Here is a 22,705-nt window from a genome sequence, read left to right on the forward strand (position 1 = left end):
TCATTGCTCCTTGGCTTCGTTACGGCCCAAGTGGAACGCCGTCACGGCTGCGGCAAGCAGCAGCATCGAGGCGAGTTCGACCACCAGCAGGTACGGGCCGAACAGGCTGATGCCCACGGCCTTGGCGTCTACGGTGGTGTGGCCGATGGCCTGACCGCTCTGGTGGCTGAACAGCACGTACAGCAACTCAGCCAGCAGCAACGAACCGAGAATCACCGGGCCGAGCCAGATGCCGGGCTTGAGCCAGACGCGCTCTTGCTGAACCGAGGCTGGGCCCAGGTTCAGCATCATCACCACGAACACGAACAGCACCATGATGGCGCCAGCGTAGGCGATCACTTCCAGCACACCGGCAAACGGTGCGCCGAGGGCGAAGAACGTCATGGCCACGGCGATCAGCGAAATGATCAGGTAGAGCAGGGCGTGCACAGGGTTGGTGTGGGTGATCACGCGAAGCGTGGACACCACCGCGATACCCGATGCGAAATAGAAAGCGAATTCCATCTTTCTTCCTTAAGGCAGCAAGCTCTTCACGTTGATCGGTTCGGCTTCATTTTGCGCGGAGCCTTTCGGCTTCCCGGCAATCGCCATACCTGCAACACGATAGAAGTTGTAATCAGGGTTTTTGCCGGGGCCGGAGATCAGCAGATCTTCTTTCTCGTACACCAGGTCCTGACGTTTGAACTCGGCCATCTCGAAATCCGGTGTCAGCTGGATCGCGGTGGTCGGGCAGGCTTCCTCGCAGAGGCCGCAGAAAATGCAGCGCGAGAAGTTGATGCGGAAGAAGTCCGGGTACCAGCGACCGTCTTCGGTTTCGGCTTTCTGCAGCGAGATGCAACCGACCGGGCACGCCACAGCGCACAGGTTGCAGGCCACACAACGCTCTTCGCCATCAGGGTCGCGGGTCAGGACGATACGGCCACGGTAGCGCGGCGGCAGGTAAACCTGCTCTTCCGGGTACTGCAGCGTGTCACGCTTGCGGAAGGCATGGCCGAAGATCATCACCAGGCTGCGAAGCTGGGTGAAGAAGCCATGCACGATGTCAAATATGTACTTCATGATTCTCTATCCTCACTGAGCCGCGACGGCGGGCGTGTTGAGCAACACGATCGCAGCGGTCACCAGCATGTTGACGAGGGTCAGCGGCAGGCAGAACTTCCAGCTGAAATCCATCACTTGGTCATACCGTGGGCGCGGAATCGAGGCGCGCAACAGGATGAAGATCATGATGAAGAACGCGGTTTTCAGCGCGAACCAGATGAACGGGATCTGCGGCAGAATGCCGAACGGGCCATGCCAGCCACCGAAGAACAAGGTCACCAGCAGCGCCGAAATCAACACGATGCCGATGTACTCACCGACGAAGAACATGCCCCATTTCATGCCGGCGTATTCAATGTGGTAACCGTCGGCCAGTTCCTGTTCCGCTTCCGGCTGGTCGAACGGGTGACGGTGAGTCACGGCGACGCCAGCGATGAAGAAGGTCAGGAAACCGAAGATCTGCGGGATGATGAACCACAGGTTCTGCGCTTGATAATCGACGATGTCGCGCATGTTGAACGAGCCGACCTGGATCACGATGCCCATCAGCGATAGACCCATGAACACTTCGTACGACACGGTTTGCGCCGAGGCCCGCAAGCTGCCCAACAGGGCGAACTTGTTGTTACTCGACCAACCGGCGAACAACACCGCGTAGACCGACAGACCGGCCATGGCGAAGAAGAACAGGATGCCGATGTTCAGATCCGCCACGCCCCAGGTCGGGGTGATCGGGATGATCGCGAAGGCAATCAGCAGGGCGCTCATGGCGACTACCGGTGCCAGGGTGAAGATCATCTTGTCGGCGAACGGCGGGGTCCAGTCTTCCTTGAAGAACATCTTGATCATGTCGGCCGCGATCTGGAACGCGCCGAACGGGCCGACGCGGTTCGGACCGTAACGGTCCTGCCAGAGGGCGAGCAGACGACGCTCGACCCAGCTGAGCAGCGCGCCGCACACCACCACGGCGAGCAGAATCACGATGGCCTTGACGACCGCGATGATCACGTCAATCACTTCAGGCGTGAACCAGGTCATTGAGCTGCCTCCTGCAGACCGTCAACGGTTTTGCCAAAGATCGCCGCTGGAATGCCGGCGATACCCGCAGGCAATGCCACCAGGCCAGCGCCCAGCTCTTCGTTGATCCGCAGTGGCAGACGCAAGGTCTGGCCGTCTACGTTCACGCTGAGCAGGGCACCGTCGTTGACGCCAAGGCGATCGGCTTCGGATTTGGCCAACGCGACGTAGGCGGCTGGAATGCGTTCCTGAACCGGTGCGGCTTTGGAAGAGGTCTCTTCACTGCCGAGCAGGTGGAAGAACGGCACAACCTGCCAGGTGCCCGGCGCCGGGTTGAATGCACGCGGAACACTGGAGAACCAGTTCAGCGAATCACCGGTGCTTTCGATCAGGCGGGTGCCCGGGTCGCCAGCGCGGATGTGACCACCGACTTCGTCCTGGAACTTGTTCCAGGCTTGCGGCGAGTTCCAGCCCGGAGACCAGGCGAATGGCACTTGCTGACGCGGTTCGACCGAGCCCGAGTAACCTTCCATCGAGAAGGCGAACGCGGTGTCGTTGTCTTGCGGGGTACGCGGTTCATGGACGCTGATGTCAGCGCGCATGGCGGTACGACCGGAGTAACGCAGTGGTTCACGGGCCAGTTTCATGCCCTTGATGCGGAACGCGGCAGACGGTGCAGCGTCAACGATACGCGCCAGTTGCGGCGTGCTCGAAGCGACGGCAGCGGTGACGTGGTCCAGTTGGGTCCAGTCGATCGGCTGGCCCAGCAGGGTGGAACGCAGGGCATGCAGCCAGCGCCAGCCTTCGTGAACCAGGATGCTCGCGTCCATGTATTTCGGGTCGAACACCTGGAAGAAGCGCTGGGCGCGGCCTTCCTGGCTGACCAAGGTACCGTCGCCTTCAGCGAAGCTGGCGGCTGGCAGAACCAGGTGCGCGCGATCGCTGGTGGCAGTCTTTTGATGGTCCGCGACGATAACCACTTTCGCGGCAGTCAGTGCGGCATCGACCTTGGCTTTGTCGGTGCGGGTGTACAGATCGTTTTCCAGCACGACGATGGCGTCGGCCTTGCCGTCGATCACGGCTTGCAGCGCGTCGTCCACCGAGTTGCCGCCGAGCATGGCCAGGCCGAGGCTGTTGGCCTCGGGCACGATCAGGCTGATGGAACCGTTCTTCTCGCGCAGCTTCAAGGCCTTGGCGATGTTCGCCGCCGCTTCGATCAGCGCTTTGGAACCCAGGGAGGTGCCAGCAATGATCAGCGGACGCTTGGCGGCCAGCAGGGCATTGGCGATGCGTTGAGCCAGTTCAACGGCTTCAGCGTCCAGGCCTTCAACGGCCGGGGCGCTGGCGTCGAGGGCGTGAGCCACGGCGAAACCGATGCGCGCCAGGTCGTCTGGCGCCGCGTGCACGCACTCTTCAGCGATATCGTCGAGCTTGGTTTCAGCCAGGCTGGCGATGAACAGTGGGTTCATCTCGTGCTGACCGATGTTCTTCACCGCAGCGTCGAGCCACGGCTGAACACGCATGGCGTCGGCCATGTCCTCGGCCTTGCCCTTGACCGATTGACGCAGGGACAGGGCCATGCGTGCAGCAGTCTGGGTCAGGTCTTCGCCGAGGACGAAGATCGCGTCGTGGTCTTCGATGTCGCGCATGTTCGGAATCGGCAGCGGGCTGTCTTTCAGCACTTGCATGACCAAGCGGATGCGTTCCAGCTCGGCGGCTTCGATACCGGAGTAGAAGTGCTCGGCACCGACCAGCTCGCGCAACGCGAAGTTGCTTTCGAGGCTGGCACGTGGCGAACCGATACCGACGATGTTGCGACCGCGCAGCAGGTCGGCGGCTTTATCCAGCGCTTCGTCGAGGGTCAGTTTGGCGCCGTTGGCCAGCAATGGCTGACGCGGGCGATCTTCGCGGTTGACGTAGCCGTAGCCGAAACGGCCACGGTCGCACAGGAAGTACTGGTTGACCGAACCGTTGAAGCGGTTTTCGATCCGACGCAGTTCACCGTAACGCTCGCCCGGGGAGATGTTGCAACCGCTGGAGCAGCCGTGGCAGATGCTCGGCGAGAACTGCATGTCCCACTTGCGGTTGTAGCGTTCGGAGTGAGTCTTGTCGGTGAACACACCGGTAGGGCAGACCTCGGTGAGGTTGCCGGAGAACTCGCTTTCCAGGGTGCCGTCTTCAACGCGACCGAAGTACACGTTGTCGTGGGCGCCGAACACACCGAGGTCGGTGCCACCGGCGTAATCCTTATAGAAGCGCACGCAGCGGTAGCAGGCGATGCAGCGGTTCATCTCGTGACCGATGAACGGGCCGAGATCCTGGTTCTGGTGGGTACGCTTGGTGAAGCGATAACGGCGCTCGTTGTGGCCGGTCATTACCGTCATGTCTTGCAGGTGGCAGTGACCGCCTTCTTCACAGACCGGGCAGTCGTGAGGGTGGTTGGTCATCAGCCATTCGACGACGCTGGCGCGGAATACTTTCGCCTCTTCGTCTTCGATGGAGATCCAGCTGCCGTCGGTGGCGGGGGTCATGCAGGACATGACGATCCGACCACGGGTGTCGTTGGCGTCGGTGTACTGTTTGACCGCGCACTGGCGGCAAGCGCCAACGCTGCCAAGGGCGGGGTGCCAGCAGAAATAAGGGATATCGAGGCCTAGCGACAGACATGCCTGTAACAGGTTGTCTGCCCCATCGACTTCGAGCTCTTTGCCGTCTACGTGGATAGTGGCCATGGTTCAAAGTTCTTCGTTGGCCCGGTGTCAGCGGGCGTGGCTAATGGAATCTTGTTATTCGCGTGAATCAACACAGCCGATGAAGGCGTCATCACACGAGAAGGCGAAGGGCACGGACCCTTCGCCTCTTTAAGCGTTTACGCGCCGACTACGATCGGCCGTGCCAGAGGCGGGACGACGGCGCTGGTAGGCGCGATGCCGGCTTCGAACTCATGGCGGAAGTATTTGATTGCGCTGCCCAACGGCTCCACGGCGCCCGGTGCGTGAGCACAGAAGGTCTTGCCAGGGCCGAGGAAACCGACCAGACCCAGCAGGGTCTCGATGTCGCCGGCTTGCCCTTCACCGTTCTCGATCGCGCGCAGAAGCTTGACGCTCCATGGCAGACCGTCACGGCACGGAGTGCAGAAACCGCACGATTCACGGGAGAAGAACTCTTCCATGTTGCGCAGCAGGGACACCATGTTGACGCTGTCGTCCACCGCCATGGCCAGACCGGTACCCATCCGGGTGCCCACCTTGGCGATGCCGCCGGCGTACATTTGTGCGTCCAGGTGTTCCGGCAGCAGGAAACCGGTACCGGCACCGCCTGGCTGCCAGCACTTGAGTTTGTAACCGTCGCGCATGCCGCCGGCGTAGTCTTCGAACAACTCGCGACCGGTGACGCCGAATGGCAATTCCCACAGGCCCGGGTTCTTGACCTTGCCGGAGAAGCCCATGAGCTTGGTGCCCATGTCTTCACTGCCTTCGCGCGCCAACGATTTGTACCAGTCCACGCCGTCGGCAATGATCGCCGGGACATTGCACAGGGTTTCTACGTTGTTCACGCACGTCGGCTTGCCCCACACGCCAACGGCGGCAGGGAAGGGCGGCTTGGAGCGCGGGTTGGCGCGGCGGCCTTCGAGGGAGTTGATCAGTGCGGTTTCTTCACCGCAGATGTAACGCCCGGCGCCGGTGTGGACGAACAGCTCGAAATCGAAGCCGCTGCCCAGGATGTTCTTGCCCAAAAGGCCTGCGGCCTTGGCTTCTTCCACGGCACGGTTCAGGTGCTTGGCGGCGGTGGTGTATTCGCCACGCAGGAAGATGTAGCCACGGTAGGTTTTCAGCGCGCGAGCACTGATCAGCATGCCTTCGATCAGCAGATGGGGCAGTTGCTCCATCAGCATGCGGTCTTTCCAGGTGTTCGGCTCCATTTCATCCGCGTTGCACAGCAGGTAGCGGATGTTGATGGATTCGTCTTTCGGCATCAGGCCCCACTTAACACCAGTGGGGAAGCCTGCACCGCCGCGACCTTTCAGGCCGGCGTCTTTCACGGTCTGGACGATGTCGTCCTGGGCCATGTCGGCGAAAGCCTTGCGCGCAGCCGCGTAACCGTTCTTGGCCTGGTACTCGTCGAGCCACACAGCCTCGCCGTCGTCACGCAGGCGCCAGGTCAGCGGGTGAGTCTCGGCCGAACGCTTGATGCGGTTGGCAGGACCGAAGGAAGTCAGGGTCATACGTAGCCCTCGAGCAAGTTGGCGACGCCAGCAGGCTGCACATCACCGAATGTGTCGTCGTCGATCATCAGCGCCGGTGCCTTGTCGCAGTTGCCGAGGCAGCAGACCGGCAGCAAGGTGAAACGACCGTCGGCGGTGGTCTGACCCAGGCCGATGCCGAGCTTGCTCTGGATTTCGCTGACCACCGACTCGTGGCCGCCGATGTAGCAGACCATGCTGTCGCAGACGCGAATGATGTGGCGCCCGACCGGCTGACGGAAGATTTGGCTATAGAACGTCGCCACCCCTTCAACGTCGCTGGCCGGGATGCCGAGGATCTCGCCGATGGCGTAGAGCGCGCCGTCTGGCACCCAGCCACGTTCCTTCTGGACGATCTTCAGAGCCTCGATCGACGCCGCGCGCGGGTCTTCGTAGTGATGCAGCTCGTGCTCGATGGCCGAGCGCTCGGTTTCACTCAAGGTGAAACGGTCTGTCTGGATAAGCGTGCTGTTCATGCTTAGCGGTCCACGTCGGCCATAACGAAATCGATACTACCCAGGTACGCGATCAAGTCCGCGACCATGCTGCCTTTGATCACCGAAGGGATCTGCTGCAAGTGCGGGAAGCTTGGGGTACGAATCCGGGTGCGGTAGCTCATGGTGCCGCCATCGCTCGTCAGGTAATAACTGTTGATGCCCTTGGTCGCTTCGATCATCTGGAAGGATTCGTTGGCCGGCATGACCGGGCCCCACGAAACTTGCAGGAAGTGCGTGATCAAGGTCTCGATGTGCTGCAGGGTGCGTTCTTTCGGCGGCGGCGTGGTCAGCGGGTGATCCGCCTTGTACGGGCCTTCCGGCATGTTGCGCATGCACTGCTCGATGATCTTGATGCTCTGGCGCATTTCTTCGACACGTACGATGCAACGATCGTAGGCATCGCCATTGGCGGCCAGTGGCACTTCGAATTCGAAGTTCTCGTACCCGGAGTACGGGCGGGCTTTACGCAGGTCGAAGTCGCAACCGGTCGAACGCAGGCCTGCACCGGTGACGCCCCATTCGAAGGCCTCTTTGGTGTTGTAGGCAGCGACGCCGATGGTCCGGCCTTTGAGGATGCTGTTGTCCAGTGCGGCTTTCTGGTATTCGTCCAGACGCTTTGGCATCCACTCGACGAAGTCTTTCACCAGTTTTTCCCAGCCGCGTGGCAGGTCGTGCGCGACGCCACCAATGCGGTACCAGGCTGGGTGCAGACGGAAACCGGTGATGGCTTCGATCACCGTGTACGCCTTCTGGCGGTCGGTGAAGGTGAAGAACACCGGGGTCATGGCGCCGACGTCCTGGATGTAAGTCCCCAGGAACAGCAGGTGGCTGGTGATCCGGAAGAACTCGGCCATCATGATGCGGATGACATCGACCTTCTCGGGCACCTTGATGCCAGCGAGCTTCTCGACCGAGAGCACGTACGGCAGGTTGTTCATCACGCCGCCGAGGTAGTCGATACGGTCGGTGTACGGGATGAAGCTGTGCCAGGACTGACGCTCGGCCATCTTCTCGGCACCACGGTGGTGGTAGCCAACGTCCGGCACGCAATCGACGATCTCTTCACCGTCCAGCTGCAGGATGATGCGGAACGCACCGTGCGCGGAAGGGTGGTTCGGGCCGAGGTTGAGGAACATGTAGTCCTCGTTCGCACCGGACCGCTTCATGCCCCAGTCTTCAGGCTTGAAGCGCGCGGCTTCTTCCTCAAGCTGTTGCTTGGCCAGGTTCAGGGTGAACGGGTCGAACTCGGTGGCGCGGGCCGGGAAGTCCTTGCGCAGCGGGTGACCTTCCCAGGTCGGCGGCATCATGATGCGGGTCAGGTGCGGGTGGCCGGCAAAGTCGATGCCGTACATGTCCCAGACTTCACGCTCGTACCAGTTGGCGTTTGGCCAAAGACCGGTCACGGTCGGTACGCTGAGGTCGCTCTCGGATAAGGCGACCTTGATCATCACGTCACTATTACGTTCGATCGACATCAAGTGATAGAACACAGTGAAGTCGGCGCCGCTTGGCAGCCCTTGACGCTTGGTGCGCAGACGCTCGTCCACGCCGTGCAGGTCATAGAGCATGACGTACGGCTTGGGCAGGTTGCGCAGGAAAGTCAGGACTTCGACGAGCTTGGCGCGGGCAACCCAAAGCACCGGCATGCCGGTGCGGGTAGCCTGGGCAGTGAACGCCTCGGGGCCAAAACGGTTATTCAGTTCGACGACCACATCCTGGTCGTCTGCCTTATAAGGCGGGATGTACAGAGCACTGCCTGTAGTCATGGTTATTTATCGCTTTCGGTCAACGTAAAGAATGAAGCCAGTGTCTCGTTCTATAGAAGAAGCGGGGCTGGATCAGACTTCGTCGGGGCTGCGCAGGTTGGTGACTGCGATTCGCTGTTCGCGGCGCTGTTCCTTTTGCGAAGGCATCTCGGCGCGGTACACGCCTTGATCGCCAACGACCCAGGAAAGCGGACGACGCTCCTGTCCAATCGACTCCTGCAAGAGCATCAAGCCTTGCAAAAAAGCTTCAGGACGGGGCGGGCAGCCAGGCACGTAGACGTCCACGGGCAGGAACTTGTCCACCCCTTGAACGACAGAGTAGATGTCGTACATGCCACCGGAGTTGGCGCACGAACCCATGGAAATAACCCATTTAGGTTCGAGCATTTGCTCGTAGAGACGCTGAATGATCGGCGCCATCTTGATGAAGCAGGTACCGGCGATAACCATGAAATCCGCCTGACGCGGCGATGCCCGGATAACCTCGGCGCCGAAGCGCGCGATGTCGTGGGGCGCCGTGAAGGCGGTGGTCATTTCCACGTAGCAGCACGAAAGACCGAAGTTATACGGCCACAGGGAGTTCTTGCGCCCCCAGTTGATCGTGCCGTTAAGCACGTCTTCGAGCTTGCCCATGAAGATGTTTTTGTGGACTTGATCTTCTAACGGATCGGAAACGGTTTCCCGCTCGCCAATCGGATACTGCTCGTTAGGAGCATCGGGGTCGATCCTGGTGAGATTGTATTGCATTGCCAAAGCCTCATTGTTTCAGCTTCGCCTGCCGCTTGCGACGAGCTTCCGGAGCCCAGTCAAGGGCGCCCACTCGGAACAGGTAGACAAGACCTGCCAACAGAATTGCTATGAAAACGAGAGCTTCGACGAATCCGGTCCAGCCGCTTTCGCGGACGGACACAGACCAGGCAAAGAGAAAGAGGGCTTCGATATCGAAGATCACGAAGAGCATCGCGACCAGATAGAATTTGGCTGAGAGCCGCAAGCGGGCGCCACCTGTAGGTAGCATGCCGGACTCGAACGGTTCGTTTTTGCTGCGGCCCCAGGCTTTTGACCCGAGGAGGCTGGAGACGCCGAGCATGAAGGCGCAAAGGCCGACAACGCCCAGAAGGAAAATGGCAAAGCCCCAGTTGTGGGCCATGAGTCCTGTCGCTTCGGGCATGCTGGTAATCCTTAACAGAGAGCAAAGGTCTCTGAGCTTGAAAAAGAAACAAAGCAGTGACGATATGTCGCAGCAATCAATCCCGCTGATTTTATGGCACAACACCGTGCAAGTAAAATTCCTATAGCGAAATTATTTATAGGAATAAGGACATAGCGCACCTCCAAAGGCCTGCAGCCCATGCGGTTCGGGCATTAGGGGTCATTTCATCAATTATGTTTTGTAGGGGATGTAACGAACATAGTTGTGGCTAAATGATAATCAATATTATTTGTGGTGGTTTTTAAACTGGTTAACGGGTAAGCGGCAGGAAAGTTGTCTTATATAGCTGTTACTGCAAGTAGCAGCCGAGGTCGTTTTACCGCAGATTTCTGATCGTGATACCGCTCTGGATCAATGTTGTGTTCTGCTTTGGGTGGGAGCGGGCTTGCTCGCGAATGCGGTGGGTCAGTCGCCGGTGATGCTGAATGAGCGACCGCATTCGCGAGCAAGCCCGCTCCCACAGGGTTATGTGGTGGCTGATAAATCCCGGGCAAAAAAACGCCCCGAACCAGTCGGGGCGTCTAGAGGTGCGACGTTGCGGTTAGCTTTTTACTCGGTCCGCGACGGCCGTTTGCTCTGTATCAGTGGAACTGTTCTTCTTCAGTCGAACCGGTCAGCGCGGTAACCGAAGACGAGCCACCCTGAATCACGGTGGTCATGTCGTCGAAGTAGCCGGTGCCCACTTCCTGCTGGTGAGCCACGAAGGTGTAACCCTTGGCAGCGTCGGCGAATTCCTGCTCTTGCAGTTTCACGTAGGCAGTCATGTCGTTGCGGGCGTAGTCGTGCGCCAGGTTGAACATGCTGTGCCACATGTTGTGAATGCCGGCCAGGGTGATGAACTGGTGCTTGTAGCCCATGGCGGACAGTTCGCGCTGGAACTTGGCGATGGTCGCGTCGTCCAGGTTTTTCTTCCAGTTGAAGGAAGGCGAGCAGTTGTACGACAGCAGTTGGTCCGGGTATTCCTTTTTGATCGCTTCGGCGAAGCGACGAGCCTCGTCCAGATCCGGCTTGGCGGTTTCGCACCAGATCAGGTCGGCGTACGGCGCGTAGGCCAGGCCGCGAGCGATGGCCTGGTCGAGACCGGCGCGCACTTTGTAGAAACCTTCCTGGGTACGTTCGCCAGTCACGAATGGCTGGTCGTACGGGTCGCAATCCGAAGTCAGCAGATCAGCGGCGTTGGCGTCGGTACGGGCCAGGATGATGGTCGGAGTACCAGCAACGTCAGCCGCCAGACGAGCAGCGGTCAGCTTCTGCACAGCTTCTTGGGTTGGAACCAGTACCTTGCCGCCCATGTGGCCGCATTTTTTCACGGAAGCCAGTTGGTCTTCGAAGTGAACGCCGGCGGCGCCTGCTTCGATCATGCTTTTCATCAGCTCGTAAGCGTTCAGTACGCCGCCGAAACCGGCTTCAGCGTCAGCCACGATTGGAGCGAAGTAGTCGATGTAGCCTTCGTCGCCCGGACCTTTACCGGCTTTCCACTGGATCTGGTCAGCACGGCGGAACGAGTTGTTGATGCGTTTGACCACGGTTGGAACCGAGTCCACCGGGTACAGCGACTGGTCCGGGTACATCGATTCGGCGGAGTTGTTGTCCGCAGCAACCTGCCAGCCCGACAGGTAGATCGCCTGGATACCGGCTTTGACTTGTTGCACAGCCTGGCCGCCGGTGAGGGCGCCCATGCAGTTGACGAAATCTTTCTCAGGACGGAAGGACGGCTTGGCGCCCTGGGTCACCAGGTTCCAGAGCTTCTCGGCGCCGAGTTTTGCAAAGGTGTGCTCAGGTTGAACCGAGCCACGCAGGCGGACGACGTCAGCAGCGGAGTAAGCGCGTGTCACGCCTTTCCAGCGTGGGTTTTCAGCCCAGTCTTTTTCGAGGGCTGCAATTTGCTGTTCGCGTGTCAGTGCCATGGAGATAAACCTCGTCGCGTCTTTTACGGAAAGTTGTTCTGCGGTGAAAAATTCATGCGCTCGCAGACCAGAAGCTTAGATGGTCAAGTCGGATTCGGCGGGGTTGGCGACAGGATGAACGATGGGCTCGAGGGGAAGTGAGCAGGTAAGGGCGAACTGGCGAGCGCATTCGGGCGTCGTGGGCCTTTATACGAACTTCAGTGTGATGCCGGGTTTACCTAAATACGCTTCCGTCCCTCGGGACAACTTCGTTCCAGTCGGCAACCTCGTCAAACACACCTTGTGGGCGGTACAGACACGAAGCGGCTCGCGGGGTAGATGCGAGCATCGCCTCGAAGGCCCTTGCCAGGGCCCCTGATTAGCGGGAGCGAGGCCATCATGCCTTTGCTTTTTTCGATCGTCAAACGTTTTGTAGTGCTTTTTTTTAAGCACTACATCTTTGGTCTAATACGACTAATCAGTCAGTTTTCGGTGGTTTAGTCCAAAGTATCGACTTTCACCCGCAGGGTCATGTCGTCCCGGCCCTGAGTCGAGTAGCTGCGGGTCAGGCCCTGTTTGTCGGCTTGAGTCTGGCGATTCACGCCGGCCAGGGTGATCCATTCGCCGAGACGGCCGGTGACGGTTGTGTCGGTACTTTGCACGTTCACTACATCGGGACGTTCCTGGCTCATGCGGTCACGGTTGGTGCTGATCGACAGATGAACGATGTCGCCGGTGACGCTGGCGGTCACATAGAAACCCTGGGTGACATTGCGGTATTCGGTCTGGCTGCGCAGATCGCCGTAGGCATCGGATTGCGTGCTGGTCAACGGCACGCTCTGGCCCACCTGGATCAGCGCTGGTGCACCTTCACTGGCCTGGACTTGCTGAATGCCGCCGTCGCGACTTTCGGTGTTGCGATTGATGATTCGGGTCTGGCCGGGTTTCGCGCCGTTCACCGAGTAACCCTGATCGCCCTGGAAGTTGTTTTCGTTGGTGTCGACGGTGATCAACAGGCGTTTTGGCTGGGTGTCGAGTTGGGCGATAAGGGCTTTAAGTTCGTCGATCTTGCGCTGATCTGCATTGACGATCAGTTGGTTGCCATAGGCGCTGACCTGGCCGTCCTTGCCGATGAAGTCCTGTGCCATCGGCAGCATGTCGGCACTGGTGTGGTAATTCAACGGCACGATCTCGGTGGCGGCCATGACCGAAAAACTACCGGTCAGCAGCAGCGTGGTGAGCAGGGTGCGTAGGGACATGTCCGTTATCTCCGCTTTCGAAAGGCTTGATATTGCCAGTTTGTCGGCCCGGGGTGGGGCAAGTTGAATCGTAGACAGCAAAACGCCCCGGCATCCGAAGACAGCGGGGCGTTTTGTGATCGTTCCCACGCAGAGCGTGGGAACGATCAGTGCAGGGTCTCAAGCCGAATGCCGAACCATGTCCACGTGCGGAATCCCTGCTTCCAGGAACTCCTCACTGACCAGGCTAAAGCCCAAACGCTCATAGAACGCCGTGGCCTGCACCTGCGCGCTCAGCATCTGCTGCTGCAATCCGCGCTTCTCGGCTTCAAAGATCACCGCTTGCATCAGCGCATCGCCGACTTTCAAGCCGCGCCAGTCCTTGAGCACCGACACCCGGCCGATGTGACCATCAGGCAGCAGGCGGGCGGTGCCAATCGGAAAGTCGCCTTCGAAAGCGAGGAAATGCACCGCTGTGGCGTCATCGGCATCCCATTCCAGTTCTGGCGGAACAGATTGCTCGGCGATGAACACCGTCTCACGAATGCGCCGTATCTCGGCGATATCCTTCTGCCAGTCTGCGACACGAACGTGGATTTTATTCATCAGCAAACCCCAGGCTTCCCTGTTTGACCAGCTCGCACAGCAGGCCGCGGCCGTCTTCGTCGTTCAGCCAGTCACCGAGGTTGTCGGTGTGCAGGGCGTCGGCGGCGCAGATCAGCTTCAGCAGTTCGCGCAGTTTGCCCGGCAGGTAACGGCTCTGGCCGCTGGCGAACAGCAGCAGGTCGTCATCGACTTCGGACCAGGCCATGCGCGCGCTCGGGTTGCGGATCAGCACGGCGCCTTGTTCCAGGCTGGCGAGGAAGTCTTCTTCTTCGACTTCTTCCGGGCCGACCACCAGTTCCGGGTAGCGCGGCTCGGTCATGTACTGGCCGAACCAGGTCAGCAGCAGGCGCTCGTCGCTCATGTGCTCAGCCAGCAACGCTTTCAGGCGATCAAGGGCATCGTGCTGAATCTGGTGCGGATCGACCGCCGGCAGGGCGTCGGCATCGGTGTAGCGCTCTTCGTCGGTCAGGAATTGGCTGAGGAAGTCGGTGAAGTGTGTCAGCACTTCAGAGGCGCTCGGGGCGCGGAAGCCGACCGAGTAGGTCATGCAGTCATCCACCGCAACGCCGCAATGGGCCAGGCGCGGCGGCAGGTAGAGCATGTCACCCGGCTCCAGAACCCACTCATCGGTGGCTTCGAAGTCGGCGAGGATGCGCAGGTCCGCGTGGGGCAGCAGCTTGCTCTCGGAATCGCACATTTGGCCGATTTTCCAGTTGCGCTTGCCGTGACCTTGCAGCAGGAACACATCGTAGTTATCGAAGTGCGGGCCGACGCTGCCACCCGGGGCGGCGAAGCTGATCATCACGTCGTCGACGCGCCAGCTTGGCAGGAAGCGGAAGTTTTCCAGCAGTTCGCCGACTTCTGGCACGAATTGGTCAACCGCTTGCACCAGCAGGGTCCACTCGGTTTCCGGCAGTTTGCTGAATTCGTCTTCGGCAAACGGGCCACGGCGCATTTCCCATGGGCGCTCGCCATGCTCGATCACCAGGCGCGATTCAACTTCTTCTTCCAGCGCCAAGCCGGCCAGTTCGTCGGGCTCAATCGGGCTTTCGAAATCAGGGATCGCCTGGCGGATCAGCAGGGGTTTTTTCTGCCAGTAGTCACGCAGGAATTCGCGCGCCGTGATGCCGCCCAGAAGTTGAAGAGGAATGTCAGGATTCATGTGTAACCTATTGAAAAAATGCACTTTTCAGACGGGAATAAAAACGCCCGGCGCTGCCGGGCGTCTCAAACGGGTACAACGGTCGATCAGATGCGTTTGGCTTGCGCTACAGCGTTGCCAATGTAGTTCGCCGGGGTCAGCAATTTCAGCTCGGCCTTGGCGGCGGCAGGCATGTCCAGCCCGTCGATGAAAGTTTGCAGTGCTTCAGGGCTGATGCCCTTGCCGCGGGTCAGCTCTTTCAGCTTCTCGTACGGGTTTTCGATGTTGTAGCGACGCATCACGGTCTGGATCGGCTCGGCCAGGACTTCCCAGCAAGCGTCGAGGTCAGCAGCGATTTTCTGTGCGTTGAGCTCCAGTTTGCTGATGCCTTTGAGGCTGGCTTCGTACGCGATCACGCTGTGGGCGAAGCCGACACCGAGGTTGCGCAATACGGTGGAGTCGGTCAGGTCGCGCTGCCAGCGGGAGATCGGCAATTTGCTCGCCAGGTGCTGGAACAGTGCGTTGGCGATACCCAGGTTGCCTTCGGAGTTTTCGAAGTCGATCGGGTTGACCTTGTGCGGCATGGTCGACGAACCGATTTCGCCAGCGATGGTGCGCTGTTTGAAATAACCCAGGGAAATGTAGCCCCAGATGTCGCGGTCGAAGTCGATCAGGATGGTGTTGAAGCGGGCGATCGCGTCGAACAGCTCGGCAATGTAGTCGTGCGGTTCGATCTGCGTGGTGTACGGGTTGAAGCCCAGGCCCAGTTCGTCTTCGATGAAGGCGCGGGCGTTTTCTTCCCAGTCGATTTCCGGGTAGGCGGAGATGTGTGCGTTGTAGTTGCCGACAGCGCCGTTGATCTTGCCCAGCAGCGGAACAGCAGCGACTTGAGCGATTTGACGCTCCAGACGGTAAACCACGTTCGCCAGCTCTTTGCCCAGGGTGGTCGGCGAGGCCGGTTGGCCGTGAGTGCGCGACAGCATCGGCACGTCAGCGAAACGGATCGCCAGTTCGCGGATGGCTTCGGCGGTCTGGCGCATCAGTGGCAGCATCACGTCATCACGGCCTTCGCGCAGCATCAGGGCGTGGGACAGGTTGTTGATGTCCTCGCTGGTGCAGGCGAAGTGGATGAACTCGCTGACAGCAGCCAGTTCCGGCAGCTTGGACGCTTGCTCTTTGAGCAGGTATTCGATGGCTTTGACGTCGTGGTTGGTGGTGCGCTCGATCTCTTTGACACGCTCGGCGTGCTCCAGAGCGAAGTTGTCCGCCAGGGTGTTCAGCACCGCGTTGGCTTCGGCGGAGAACGCCGGCACTTCGCTGATGCCTGGGTGAGCGGCCAGACGCTGGAGCCAGCGCACTTCAACCAGAACGCGAGCACGGATCAGGCCGTACTCACTGAAAATTGGGCGCAGGGCCTGGGTTTTGCCGGCGTAGCGGCCGTCAACAGGGGAAACCGCAGTGAGCGAAGAAAGCTGCATGGGGTGTTCTCGGACAGTCGGGCAACGAAATGGGGCGCGTATCATACATGAAAAATTCCACCGGTCCGTTGCCAACTGACCGGCGTACTACGCGTTACTGACTACAAAACGGAGTTGCGGGCGCGGTTCAGCTGCTGCGCATCAGCGGGTAAAGCTCTTTAAGCAACTTGCGCCGGCTGATCACCAACTGCCAGCGATGACCGCCCAACTGCCGCCACAGCCGCGCCGAACGAATCCCGGCCAGCAACAGGGCGCGGATCTTCGAGGCGTTGCTCGGTTGCTGCAGGTTGCGCATGTCGCCGTGGACCTGGATCCGTTGGCGCAGGGTGCTCAGGGTGTCCTGGTACAGCGCACCGCATGCCGCGATCACGTTTTCGTGCGCCGGGCCGAAGTGTTCGACCTGGGACTGAATCTGCGGCAAGCGCTTGCCGATCGCGTCGAGCATGTCGTCGCGCTTGGCCAGTTGTCGCTCAAGACCGAGCATCGCCAAGGCATAACGCAGCGGTTCGCGCTGCAAGGTGCTCGGGTCGCGTTCCAGGGCGCCGATCAATGCGCGATAACCCTCGCGCAGATTGATGTCGTCGCCGCCGTAGACTTCCAGGGTGTCCTTGGGGTCGCGGATCAGCAGGCTGCCGAGCATGCAGGTCAGGCCGGCTTCGCTGGTCTGGCCACTCTTGGCGATCTTGTCGACCAGCACGGCGGCGAGAAACACGCCGCCAAGGGCCGTCAGTTGCTCCTGAATGGGGCTCATGCCTGGCTGCTCCACGGCTCGGCAATTTCAATCACGCCGCCGCCGAGGCAGATTTCACCGTCATAAAACACCACGGATTGGCCTGGGGTGACCGCGCGTTGCGGGTCATCGAAGGTGGCGCGGTAGCCGGTAGCGGTTTTCTCCAGCGTGCACGGCTGGTCGCTTTGGCGGTAACGGACCTTGGCGGTCAGCTTGCGCGGCTCGCTCAGGTCGATCGGATTGACCCAATAGATGTCCGAGGCGTGCAGGGCGCGGGAGAACAGGTAAGGGTGGTCATTGCCCTGGCCAACGATCAGCTCGTTGTTGACCAGATCCTTGATCAGCACGTACCACGGCTCGTCACTGGCGTCTTTCAAGCCGCCGATGCCCAAGCCCTGGCGCTGGCCGATGGTGTGGTACATCAAGCCGTGGTGACGACCGATGACTTCGCCTTCGGTGGTCTTGATCTCGCCTGGCTGCGCCGGCAGGTATTGCTTGAGGAAGTCGCTGAAGCGGCGTTCGCCGATAAAGCAGATACCGGTAGAGTCCTTTTTCTTGGCGGTCGCCAGCTCGTATTTCTCGGCAATCGCGCGTACTTCAGGCTTTTCCAGCTCGCCGACCGGGAACAGGGTCTTGGCGATCTGTTCGCCGCCCACGGCGTGCAGGAAGTAGCTCTGGTCTTTGTTCGCGTCCAGGCCCTTGAGCAACTCGGTGCGGCCATCGATGTCGCGGCGGCGCACATAGTGGCCGGTGGCGATCAGGTCGGCGCCGAGGATCATGGCGTAGTCGAGGAACGCCTTGAACTTGATCTCGCGGTTGCACAGGATGTCCGGGTTCGGCGTGCGGCCGGCCTTGTATTCGGCCAGAAAGTGCTCGAACACGTTGTCCCAGTACTCGGCGGCGAAGTTGGCGGTGTGCAGCTTGATGCCAATCTTGTCGCACACGGCCTGCGCATCCGCCAGGTCGTCCATGGCGGTGCAGTATTCCGTTCCATCGTCTTCTTCCCAGTTCTTCATGAACAGGCCTTCCACCTCATAACCCTGCTCGATCAGCAGGAGAGCGGAAACGGAAGAGTCCACGCCGCCGGACATGCCGACAATGACGCGCTTCTTTTGTGTGTCAGAAGGGGCTGGATCACGCATAGGGATTCAATGAGTGTCTTGAAAAAGGACGCGATTCTAACAGGCCGAAGCCCGCAAGGCTAAAGAGAAGGGCGGATCAGTTCGAGACTGAAGCGTTTGCCGTCCAGATAATCATCGATACAGCGGATGATCAGCTCACTGCGCCAGTTTGCGCGCTGTGCCAGTAATTCGTCACGGGTCAACCACTTGGCGCCGAGAATGCCGTCGTCCAGTTGATAGTCGGGGTGATGTTTCAGCGCTTTGGCGATGAAGCAGACCCGCTGGTACGTCACGCCGTTGCTCGGGGCGGTGTAGAGGTAAATCCCCACCACGCCGGTCGGCTCGACGTCCCAGCCGGTTTCTTCGAGGGTTTCGCGAACGGCGGCTTCGATCAGGGTTTCGTCCGGGTCCAGATGGCCGGCGGGCTGGTTGAGCACCGCTCGTCCGCCCTTGGATTCTTCGACCATCAGGAAGCGGCCGTTGTCTTCGACGATGGTGGCGACGGTGATGTGGGGTAGCCAATCCATAAAGCTTCCTCAAATTTTGAATGGTGGAACGCTTAACCCTGTGGGAGCGGGCTTGCTCGCGAATGCGGTGGGGCAGTCGCCAGAGATGTTGAATGATAAACCGCATTCGCGAGCAAGCCCGCTCCCACTTTGGTCCAGTGTTTACATTTGAATGTGTGCCACAAACACAAACCCCGGCACGGGGCCGGGGCTTGTGATGTTCCCTTACAACCTTAAACCAGCGCAGCGATCGCGGCGTTGAAGGTGTTGCTCGGGCGCATGGCCTTGCTGATCAGCTCGGCATTGGCGTGGTAGTAACCGCCGATGTCCACTGGCTTGCCCTGAACGGCGTTAAGCTCGGCGACGATGTTCGCTTCGTTCTCGGCCAGGGTCTTGGCCAGCTGGCCAAACTGCGCTTGCAGTGCAGTGTCTTCAGTCTGGGCGGCCAGGGCCTGAGCCCAGTACAGCGCCAGGTAGAAGTGGCTGCCGCGGTTGTCGATGTTGCCGACTTTGCGCGATGGCGACTTGTTGTTGTCCAGGAACTGGCCAGTGGCCTGGTCCAGGGTCTTGGCCAACACCAGCGCTTTAGGGTTGTTGTAGGTAACACCCAGGTGCTCAAGGGAAGCGGCCAGGGCCAGGAACTCGCCCAGGGAATCCCAGCGCAGGAAGTTTTCTTCCAGCAGTTGCTGAACGTGCTTCGGTGCCGAACCGCCGGCGCCGGTTTCGAACAAGCCGCCGCCGTTCATCAGCGGCACGATCGACAGCATCTTGGCGCTGGTGCCCAGTTCCATGATCGGGAACAGGTCAGTCAGGTAGTCGCGCAGTACGTTGCCGGTCACCGAGATGGTGTCCTTGCCTTCGCGAGTGCGACCCAGGGTGAACACCATCGCGTCGACAGGCGACATGATGCGGATATCCAGGCCCGCCGTATCGTGATCCTTCAGGTAAGCCTGAACTTTCTCGATCACTACGCCGTCGTGAGCGCGCATTGGGTCCAGCCAGAAAATCGCTGGAGTGCTGCTTGCGCGGGCGCGGTTGACGGCCAGTTTGACCCAATCCTGGATCGGCGCGTCTTTGGTCTGGCACATGCGGAAGATGTCGCCGGCTTCAACCGACTGTTCCAGCAGCAGGGCGCCTTTGCTGTCGGTGACGCGAACAACACCGGTGGCCTTGATCTGGAACGTCTTGTCGTGCGAACCGTACTCTTCGGCTTTTTTCGCCATCAGGCCAACGTTTGGCACGCTGCCCATGGTGGTTGGGTCGAAAGCGCCGTTTACCTTGCAGTCTTCGATGACGGCCTGGTAGATGGTGGCGTAGCAGCGATCCGGGATCACAGCCTTGGTGTCGTGCAACTGGCCGTCAGTGCCCCACATTTTGCCGGAGTCACGGATCATCGCCGGCATCGAGGCGTCGACGATCACGTCGCTTGGCACGTGCAGGTTGGTGATGCCTTTGTCGGAGTTGACCATGGCCAACGACGGACGAACGGCGTAGACCGCCTGGATGTCCGCTTCGATCTGGGCTTGTTGCTCGGCCGGCAAAGCCTTGATACGAGCGTACAGATCGCCGATGCCGTTGTTCAGGTTGAAGCCGATCTGCGCCAGCACGTCAGCGTGCTTGGTCAGTGCGTCTTTATAGAACTCGGCAACGATCTGGCCGAACATGATCGGGTCGGAGACCTTCATCATGGTGGCTTTCAAGTGAACCGACAGCAGCACGCCTTTGGCTTTGGCGTCTTCGATCTCGGCAGCGATGAAGCTGCGCAGGGCGTTTTTGCTCAGTACCGCGCAATCGAGGATCTCACCGGCTTGCACGGTGGTCTTTTCTTTCAGGACGGTGGTGGTGCCGTCTTGAGCGATCAGTTCGATTTTGACGGCGTCAGCGGCGTCGATCAGGGCAGCTTTTTCGCTGCCGTAGAAATCGCCGGTGCTCATGTGCGCGACGTGGGACTTGGAGTCCGCAGCCCAGGCGCCCATTTTGTGCGGGTGCTTGCGCGCATAGTTCTTGACCGACAGCGGTGCACGACGATCAGAGTTGCCTTCGCGCAGCACCGGGTTCACGGCGCTGCCCTTGATCTTGTCGTAACGCGACTTGGCGAGCTTGTCGGCGTCGCTGGTCACGGTTTCCGGGTAGTCCGGCAGTGCGAAGCCCTGGGCTTGCAGTTCTTTGATCGCGGCTTGCAGTTGCGGAACGGAGGCGCTGATGTTCGGCAGCTTGATGATGTTGGCTTCAGGCGTAACGGCCAGGTCGCCCAGTTCGGCGAGGTGGTCGGCTACGGCTTTTTCACCCAATTGCTCGGGGAAGCTGGCCAGGATGCGCCCTGCAAGAGAGATATCGCGGGTTTCAACGGCGATATCAGCCGAGGCGGTGAACGCCTCTACGATAGGCAACAGTGAATAGGTGGCGAGGGCGGGAGCTTCGTCGGTGAAGGTATAGATGATCTTCGAGCGGGTGGGCATATTCGGATTAACTCTCTCTTCTTTGCTAAAGCGTGCGCAGAAACTCGAGGGGCGCCGGGTAAGCGCGTTCTTTCAAAGTCATCCATGAGCCGAATGTCGAGGTTTGTGCGCGGTGATGTTGGGTGCATCAGTCGAGCGGCAAGCGGGTGGACTGCGGTAACAGTCCTGCTTTTTCAGGCTCAAAGTCTCGTAATAGAGAGGTCGGCCGTCGTGACTCTGTGGTCAGCGGGCGGCATTATACATAGGTAGCTGGCAATCTGCCGATGGTTCATACGCAACGAATATCGTCCATTGGTCTAAAGGTCGCAGGGGAGTGTGGGGCGTAGAGTCTTGCACCGTGCTTGAGTTTGGCGCTTTTCCCTTTGCTTTCAGGCTTGTAGATCGCGAACTGCACACCTTTGCGGCAGATGGGTGGAACATAGGGTTTGCGCGCCGATTTAACTGGGGTACGCTCGAACGAAGCCAGATGTTCAATCCAAACAATGGAGTTCAGCATGGGATACAAGAAGATTCAGGTTCCAGCAGTCGGCGACAAAATCACCGTCAACGCGGACCATTCTCTCAATGTTCCTAACAACCCGATCATCCCCTTCATCGAAGGCGATGGTATTGGTGTTGATATCAGCCCGGTCATGATCAAGGTTGTCGATGCTGCTGTTAAGAAGGCTTACGGCGGCGAGCGCAAAATTTCCTGGATGGAAGTCTACGCCGGGGAAAAAGCGACTCAGGTTTACGATCAGGACACCTGGCTACCTCAGGAAACCCTGGACGCAGTCAAGGATTACGTGGTTTCCATCAAGGGCCCTCTGACCACCCCGGTCGGCGGCGGCATCCGCTCGCTGAACGTGGCCCTGCGTCAGCAACTCGACCTTTACGTCTGCCTGCGCCCGGTGCGCTGGTTCGAAGGTGTGCCTAGCCCGGTCAAGAAGCCAGGCGACGTCGACATGACGATCTTCCGTGAGAACTCGGAAGACATTTACGCCGGTATCGAGTGGAAAGCCGGTTCGCCGGAAGCGACCAAGGTCATCAAGTTCCTGAAAGATGAAATGGGCGTCACCAAGATCCGTTTCGACGAAAACTGCGGTATCGGCATCAAGCCGGTTTCGCTGCAAGGCACCAAGCGTCTGGCGCGCAAGGCCCTGCAATATGTGGTCGACAACGACCGCGATTCGCTGACCATCGTGCACAAAGGCAACATCATGAAGTTCACCGAAGGTGCCTTCAAGGAATGGGCCTACGAAGTGGCGGCTGAAGAGTTCGGCGCGACCCTGCTCGACGGCGGTCCGTGGATGCAGTTCAAAAACCCGAAAACCGGCAAGAACGTCATCGTCAAGGATGCCATCGCCGACGCCATGCTCCAGCAGATCCTGCTGCGCCCGGCCGAATACGATGTGATCGCGACCCTGAACCTGAACGGCGACTACCTCTCCGACGCCCTGGCGGCGGAAGTGGGCGGTATCGGTATCGCGCCAGGTGCCAACCTGTCCGACACTATCGCCATGTTCGAAGCAACCCACGGTACTGCGCCGAAGTACGCCGGCAAGGACCAGGTCAACCCGGGTTCGCTGATTCTTTCCGCCGAGATGATGCTGCGTCACATGGGCTGGACCGAAGCGGCCGATCTGATCATCAAGGGCACCAACGGCGCGATCTCCGCGAAAACCGTGACCTATGACTTCGAACGTCTGATGGATGGTGCCAAATTGGTGTCTTCTTCCGGGTTTGGTGATGCACTGATTTCGCACATGTAAGCGAATCGGAAC

Annotated in this window: 19 protein-coding genes; 1 reads left to right on the forward strand and 18 read right to left on the reverse strand. The window is 59.7% G+C overall.

Annotation, left to right across the window (positions count from 1 at the left end; translation table 11 throughout):
* The 18 genes from nuoJ to ACI77H_RS08170 form a co-directional block, all read right to left on the reverse strand.
* Positions 1 to 504 carry an NADH-quinone oxidoreductase subunit J gene (nuoJ, locus tag ACI77H_RS08085; protein ID WP_150631129.1) on the reverse strand — a complete coding sequence of 168 codons (504 nt, stop codon included), beginning with the start codon at positions 502 to 504 and terminating at the stop codon, positions 1 to 3.
* Positions 505 to 513: 9 nt separating this feature from the next.
* Complete coding sequence (gene nuoI / locus ACI77H_RS08090; protein ID WP_191623666.1) at positions 514 to 1,059, reverse strand: NADH-quinone oxidoreductase subunit NuoI; 546 nt, start codon at positions 1,057 to 1,059, stop codon at positions 514 to 516.
* 12 nt (positions 1,060 to 1,071) lie between these two features.
* Positions 1,072 to 2,079, reverse strand: coding sequence for an NADH-quinone oxidoreductase subunit NuoH (gene nuoH / locus ACI77H_RS08095; RefSeq protein WP_407011380.1), 1,008 nt, complete (start codon positions 2,077 to 2,079; stop codon positions 1,072 to 1,074).
* Complete coding sequence (gene nuoG / locus ACI77H_RS08100; protein ID WP_407011381.1) at positions 2,076 to 4,790, reverse strand: NADH-quinone oxidoreductase subunit NuoG; 2,715 nt, start codon at positions 4,788 to 4,790, stop codon at positions 2,076 to 2,078. Before nuoG ends, nuoH begins: the two co-directional genes overlap by 4 nt.
* Before the next feature lie 137 nt (positions 4,791 to 4,927).
* Positions 4,928 to 6,283: an NADH-quinone oxidoreductase subunit NuoF gene (nuoF, locus tag ACI77H_RS08105; RefSeq protein WP_017339604.1), complete on the reverse strand. Its 1,356-nt coding sequence runs from the start codon at positions 6,281 to 6,283 to the stop codon at positions 4,928 to 4,930.
* Positions 6,280 to 6,777, reverse strand: coding sequence for an NADH-quinone oxidoreductase subunit NuoE (nuoE, locus tag ACI77H_RS08110; protein ID WP_046037843.1), 498 nt, complete (start codon positions 6,775 to 6,777; stop codon positions 6,280 to 6,282). The genes nuoF and nuoE overlap by 4 nt, the downstream gene beginning before the upstream one ends.
* A 2-nt stretch (positions 6,778 to 6,779) precedes the next feature.
* Positions 6,780 to 8,564 (reverse strand): NADH-quinone oxidoreductase subunit C/D, encoded by a 1,785-nt coding sequence (gene nuoC / locus ACI77H_RS08115; protein WP_407011382.1) that lies wholly within the window; start codon positions 8,562 to 8,564, stop codon positions 6,780 to 6,782.
* Positions 8,565 to 8,636: 72 nt separating this feature from the next.
* Positions 8,637 to 9,311 carry an NADH-quinone oxidoreductase subunit B family protein gene (locus ACI77H_RS08120; protein WP_008146035.1) on the reverse strand — a complete coding sequence of 225 codons (675 nt, stop codon included), beginning with the start codon at positions 9,309 to 9,311 and terminating at the stop codon, positions 8,637 to 8,639.
* A gap of 10 nt (positions 9,312 to 9,321) precedes the next feature.
* Positions 9,322 to 9,735: an NADH-quinone oxidoreductase subunit A gene (locus ACI77H_RS08125; RefSeq protein ID WP_003223812.1), complete on the reverse strand. Its 414-nt coding sequence runs from the start codon at positions 9,733 to 9,735 to the stop codon at positions 9,322 to 9,324.
* 623 nt (positions 9,736 to 10,358) lie between these two features.
* Entirely contained in the window at positions 10,359 to 11,684 is a 1,326-nt protein-coding gene (gene aceA, locus ACI77H_RS08130) for an isocitrate lyase (protein ID WP_008032724.1), read from the reverse strand.
* A 476-nt stretch (positions 11,685 to 12,160) separates the two neighbouring features.
* A complete protein-coding gene (locus ACI77H_RS08135) occupies positions 12,161 to 12,922 on the reverse strand; it encodes a secretin N-terminal domain-containing protein (RefSeq protein ID WP_407011383.1) in 762 nt (253 codons plus the stop codon).
* A 159-nt stretch (positions 12,923 to 13,081) separates the two neighbouring features.
* Positions 13,082 to 13,507 carry a GNAT family N-acetyltransferase gene (locus ACI77H_RS08140; protein WP_407011384.1) on the reverse strand — a complete coding sequence of 142 codons (426 nt, stop codon included), beginning with the start codon at positions 13,505 to 13,507 and terminating at the stop codon, positions 13,082 to 13,084.
* A complete protein-coding gene (locus ACI77H_RS08145; protein WP_407011385.1) occupies positions 13,500 to 14,669 on the reverse strand; it encodes a JmjC domain-containing protein in 1,170 nt (389 codons plus the stop codon). The genes ACI77H_RS08140 and ACI77H_RS08145 overlap by 8 nt, the downstream gene beginning before the upstream one ends.
* An 86-nt stretch (positions 14,670 to 14,755) precedes the next feature.
* Positions 14,756 to 16,126: an adenylosuccinate lyase gene (gene purB, locus ACI77H_RS08150; RefSeq protein ID WP_407011386.1), complete on the reverse strand. Its 1,371-nt coding sequence runs from the start codon at positions 16,124 to 16,126 to the stop codon at positions 14,756 to 14,758.
* A 127-nt stretch (positions 16,127 to 16,253) separates the two neighbouring features.
* A complete protein-coding gene (hflD, locus tag ACI77H_RS08155; RefSeq protein WP_407011387.1) occupies positions 16,254 to 16,877 on the reverse strand; it encodes a high frequency lysogenization protein HflD in 624 nt (207 codons plus the stop codon).
* Positions 16,874 to 17,998 carry a tRNA 2-thiouridine(34) synthase MnmA gene (gene mnmA / locus ACI77H_RS08160; RefSeq protein WP_407011388.1) on the reverse strand — a complete coding sequence of 375 codons (1,125 nt, stop codon included), beginning with the start codon at positions 17,996 to 17,998 and terminating at the stop codon, positions 16,874 to 16,876. Before mnmA ends, hflD begins: the two co-directional genes overlap by 4 nt.
* A 59-nt stretch (positions 17,999 to 18,057) precedes the next feature.
* Positions 18,058 to 18,504 carry an NUDIX hydrolase gene (locus tag ACI77H_RS08165; RefSeq protein ID WP_407011389.1) on the reverse strand — a complete coding sequence of 149 codons (447 nt, stop codon included), beginning with the start codon at positions 18,502 to 18,504 and terminating at the stop codon, positions 18,058 to 18,060.
* Between the two features lie 212 nt (positions 18,505 to 18,716).
* Complete coding sequence (locus ACI77H_RS08170; protein WP_407011390.1) at positions 18,717 to 20,942, reverse strand: NADP-dependent isocitrate dehydrogenase; 2,226 nt, start codon at positions 20,940 to 20,942, stop codon at positions 18,717 to 18,719.
* A 494-nt stretch (positions 20,943 to 21,436) separates the two neighbouring features.
* On the opposite strand from ACI77H_RS08170, the gene icd reads away from it, so the two are divergent.
* On the forward strand, positions 21,437 to 22,693 hold the full coding sequence (gene icd, locus ACI77H_RS08175) for an NADP-dependent isocitrate dehydrogenase (RefSeq protein ID WP_027925122.1): 1,257 nt from the start codon (positions 21,437 to 21,439) through the stop codon (positions 22,691 to 22,693).
* Positions 22,694 to 22,705: the final 12 nt, after the last annotated feature.

It is taken from the genome of Pseudomonas sp. O230, assembly GCF_045447035.1.
Classification (GTDB): domain Bacteria; phylum Pseudomonadota; class Gammaproteobacteria; order Pseudomonadales; family Pseudomonadaceae; genus Aquipseudomonas.

Coding starts and splice junctions, on each gene's coding strand:
- nuoJ (WP_150631129.1), bottom strand. CDS start 504: ATGGAATTCGCTTTCTATTTCGCATCGGGTATCGCGGTGGTGTCCACG.
- nuoI (WP_191623666.1), bottom strand. CDS start 1,059: ATGAAGTACATATTTGACATCGTGCATGGCTTCTTCACCCAGCTTCGC.
- nuoH (WP_407011380.1), bottom strand. CDS start 2,079: ATGACCTGGTTCACGCCTGAAGTGATTGACGTGATCATCGCGGTCGTC.
- nuoG (WP_407011381.1), bottom strand. CDS start 4,790: ATGGCCACTATCCACGTAGACGGCAAAGAGCTCGAAGTCGATGGGGCA.
- nuoF (WP_017339604.1), bottom strand. CDS start 6,283: ATGACCCTGACTTCCTTCGGTCCTGCCAACCGCATCAAGCGTTCGGCC.
- nuoE (WP_046037843.1), bottom strand. CDS start 6,777: ATGAACAGCACGCTTATCCAGACAGACCGTTTCACCTTGAGTGAAACC.
- nuoC (WP_407011382.1), bottom strand. CDS start 8,564: ATGACTACAGGCAGTGCTCTGTACATCCCGCCTTATAAGGCAGACGAC.
- ACI77H_RS08120 (WP_008146035.1), bottom strand. CDS start 9,311: ATGCAATACAATCTCACCAGGATCGACCCCGATGCTCCTAACGAGCAG.
- ACI77H_RS08125 (WP_003223812.1), bottom strand. CDS start 9,735: ATGCCCGAAGCGACAGGACTCATGGCCCACAACTGGGGCTTTGCCATT.
- aceA (WP_008032724.1), bottom strand. CDS start 11,684: ATGGCACTGACACGCGAACAGCAAATTGCAGCCCTCGAAAAAGACTGG.
- ACI77H_RS08135 (WP_407011383.1), bottom strand. CDS start 12,922: ATGTCCCTACGCACCCTGCTCACCACGCTGCTGCTGACCGGTAGTTTT.
- ACI77H_RS08140 (WP_407011384.1), bottom strand. CDS start 13,507: ATGAATAAAATCCACGTTCGTGTCGCAGACTGGCAGAAGGATATCGCC.
- ACI77H_RS08145 (WP_407011385.1), bottom strand. CDS start 14,669: ATGAATCCTGACATTCCTCTTCAACTTCTGGGCGGCATCACGGCGCGC.
- purB (WP_407011386.1), bottom strand. CDS start 16,126: ATGCAGCTTTCTTCGCTCACTGCGGTTTCCCCTGTTGACGGCCGCTAC.
- hflD (WP_407011387.1), bottom strand. CDS start 16,877: ATGAGCCCCATTCAGGAGCAACTGACGGCCCTTGGCGGCGTGTTTCTC.
- mnmA (WP_407011388.1), bottom strand. CDS start 17,998: ATGCGTGATCCAGCCCCTTCTGACACACAAAAGAAGCGCGTCATTGTC.
- ACI77H_RS08165 (WP_407011389.1), bottom strand. CDS start 18,504: ATGGATTGGCTACCCCACATCACCGTCGCCACCATCGTCGAAGACAAC.
- ACI77H_RS08170 (WP_407011390.1), bottom strand. CDS start 20,942: ATGCCCACCCGCTCGAAGATCATCTATACCTTCACCGACGAAGCTCCC.
- icd (WP_027925122.1), top strand. CDS start 21,437: ATGGGATACAAGAAGATTCAGGTTCCAGCAGTCGGCGACAAAATCACC.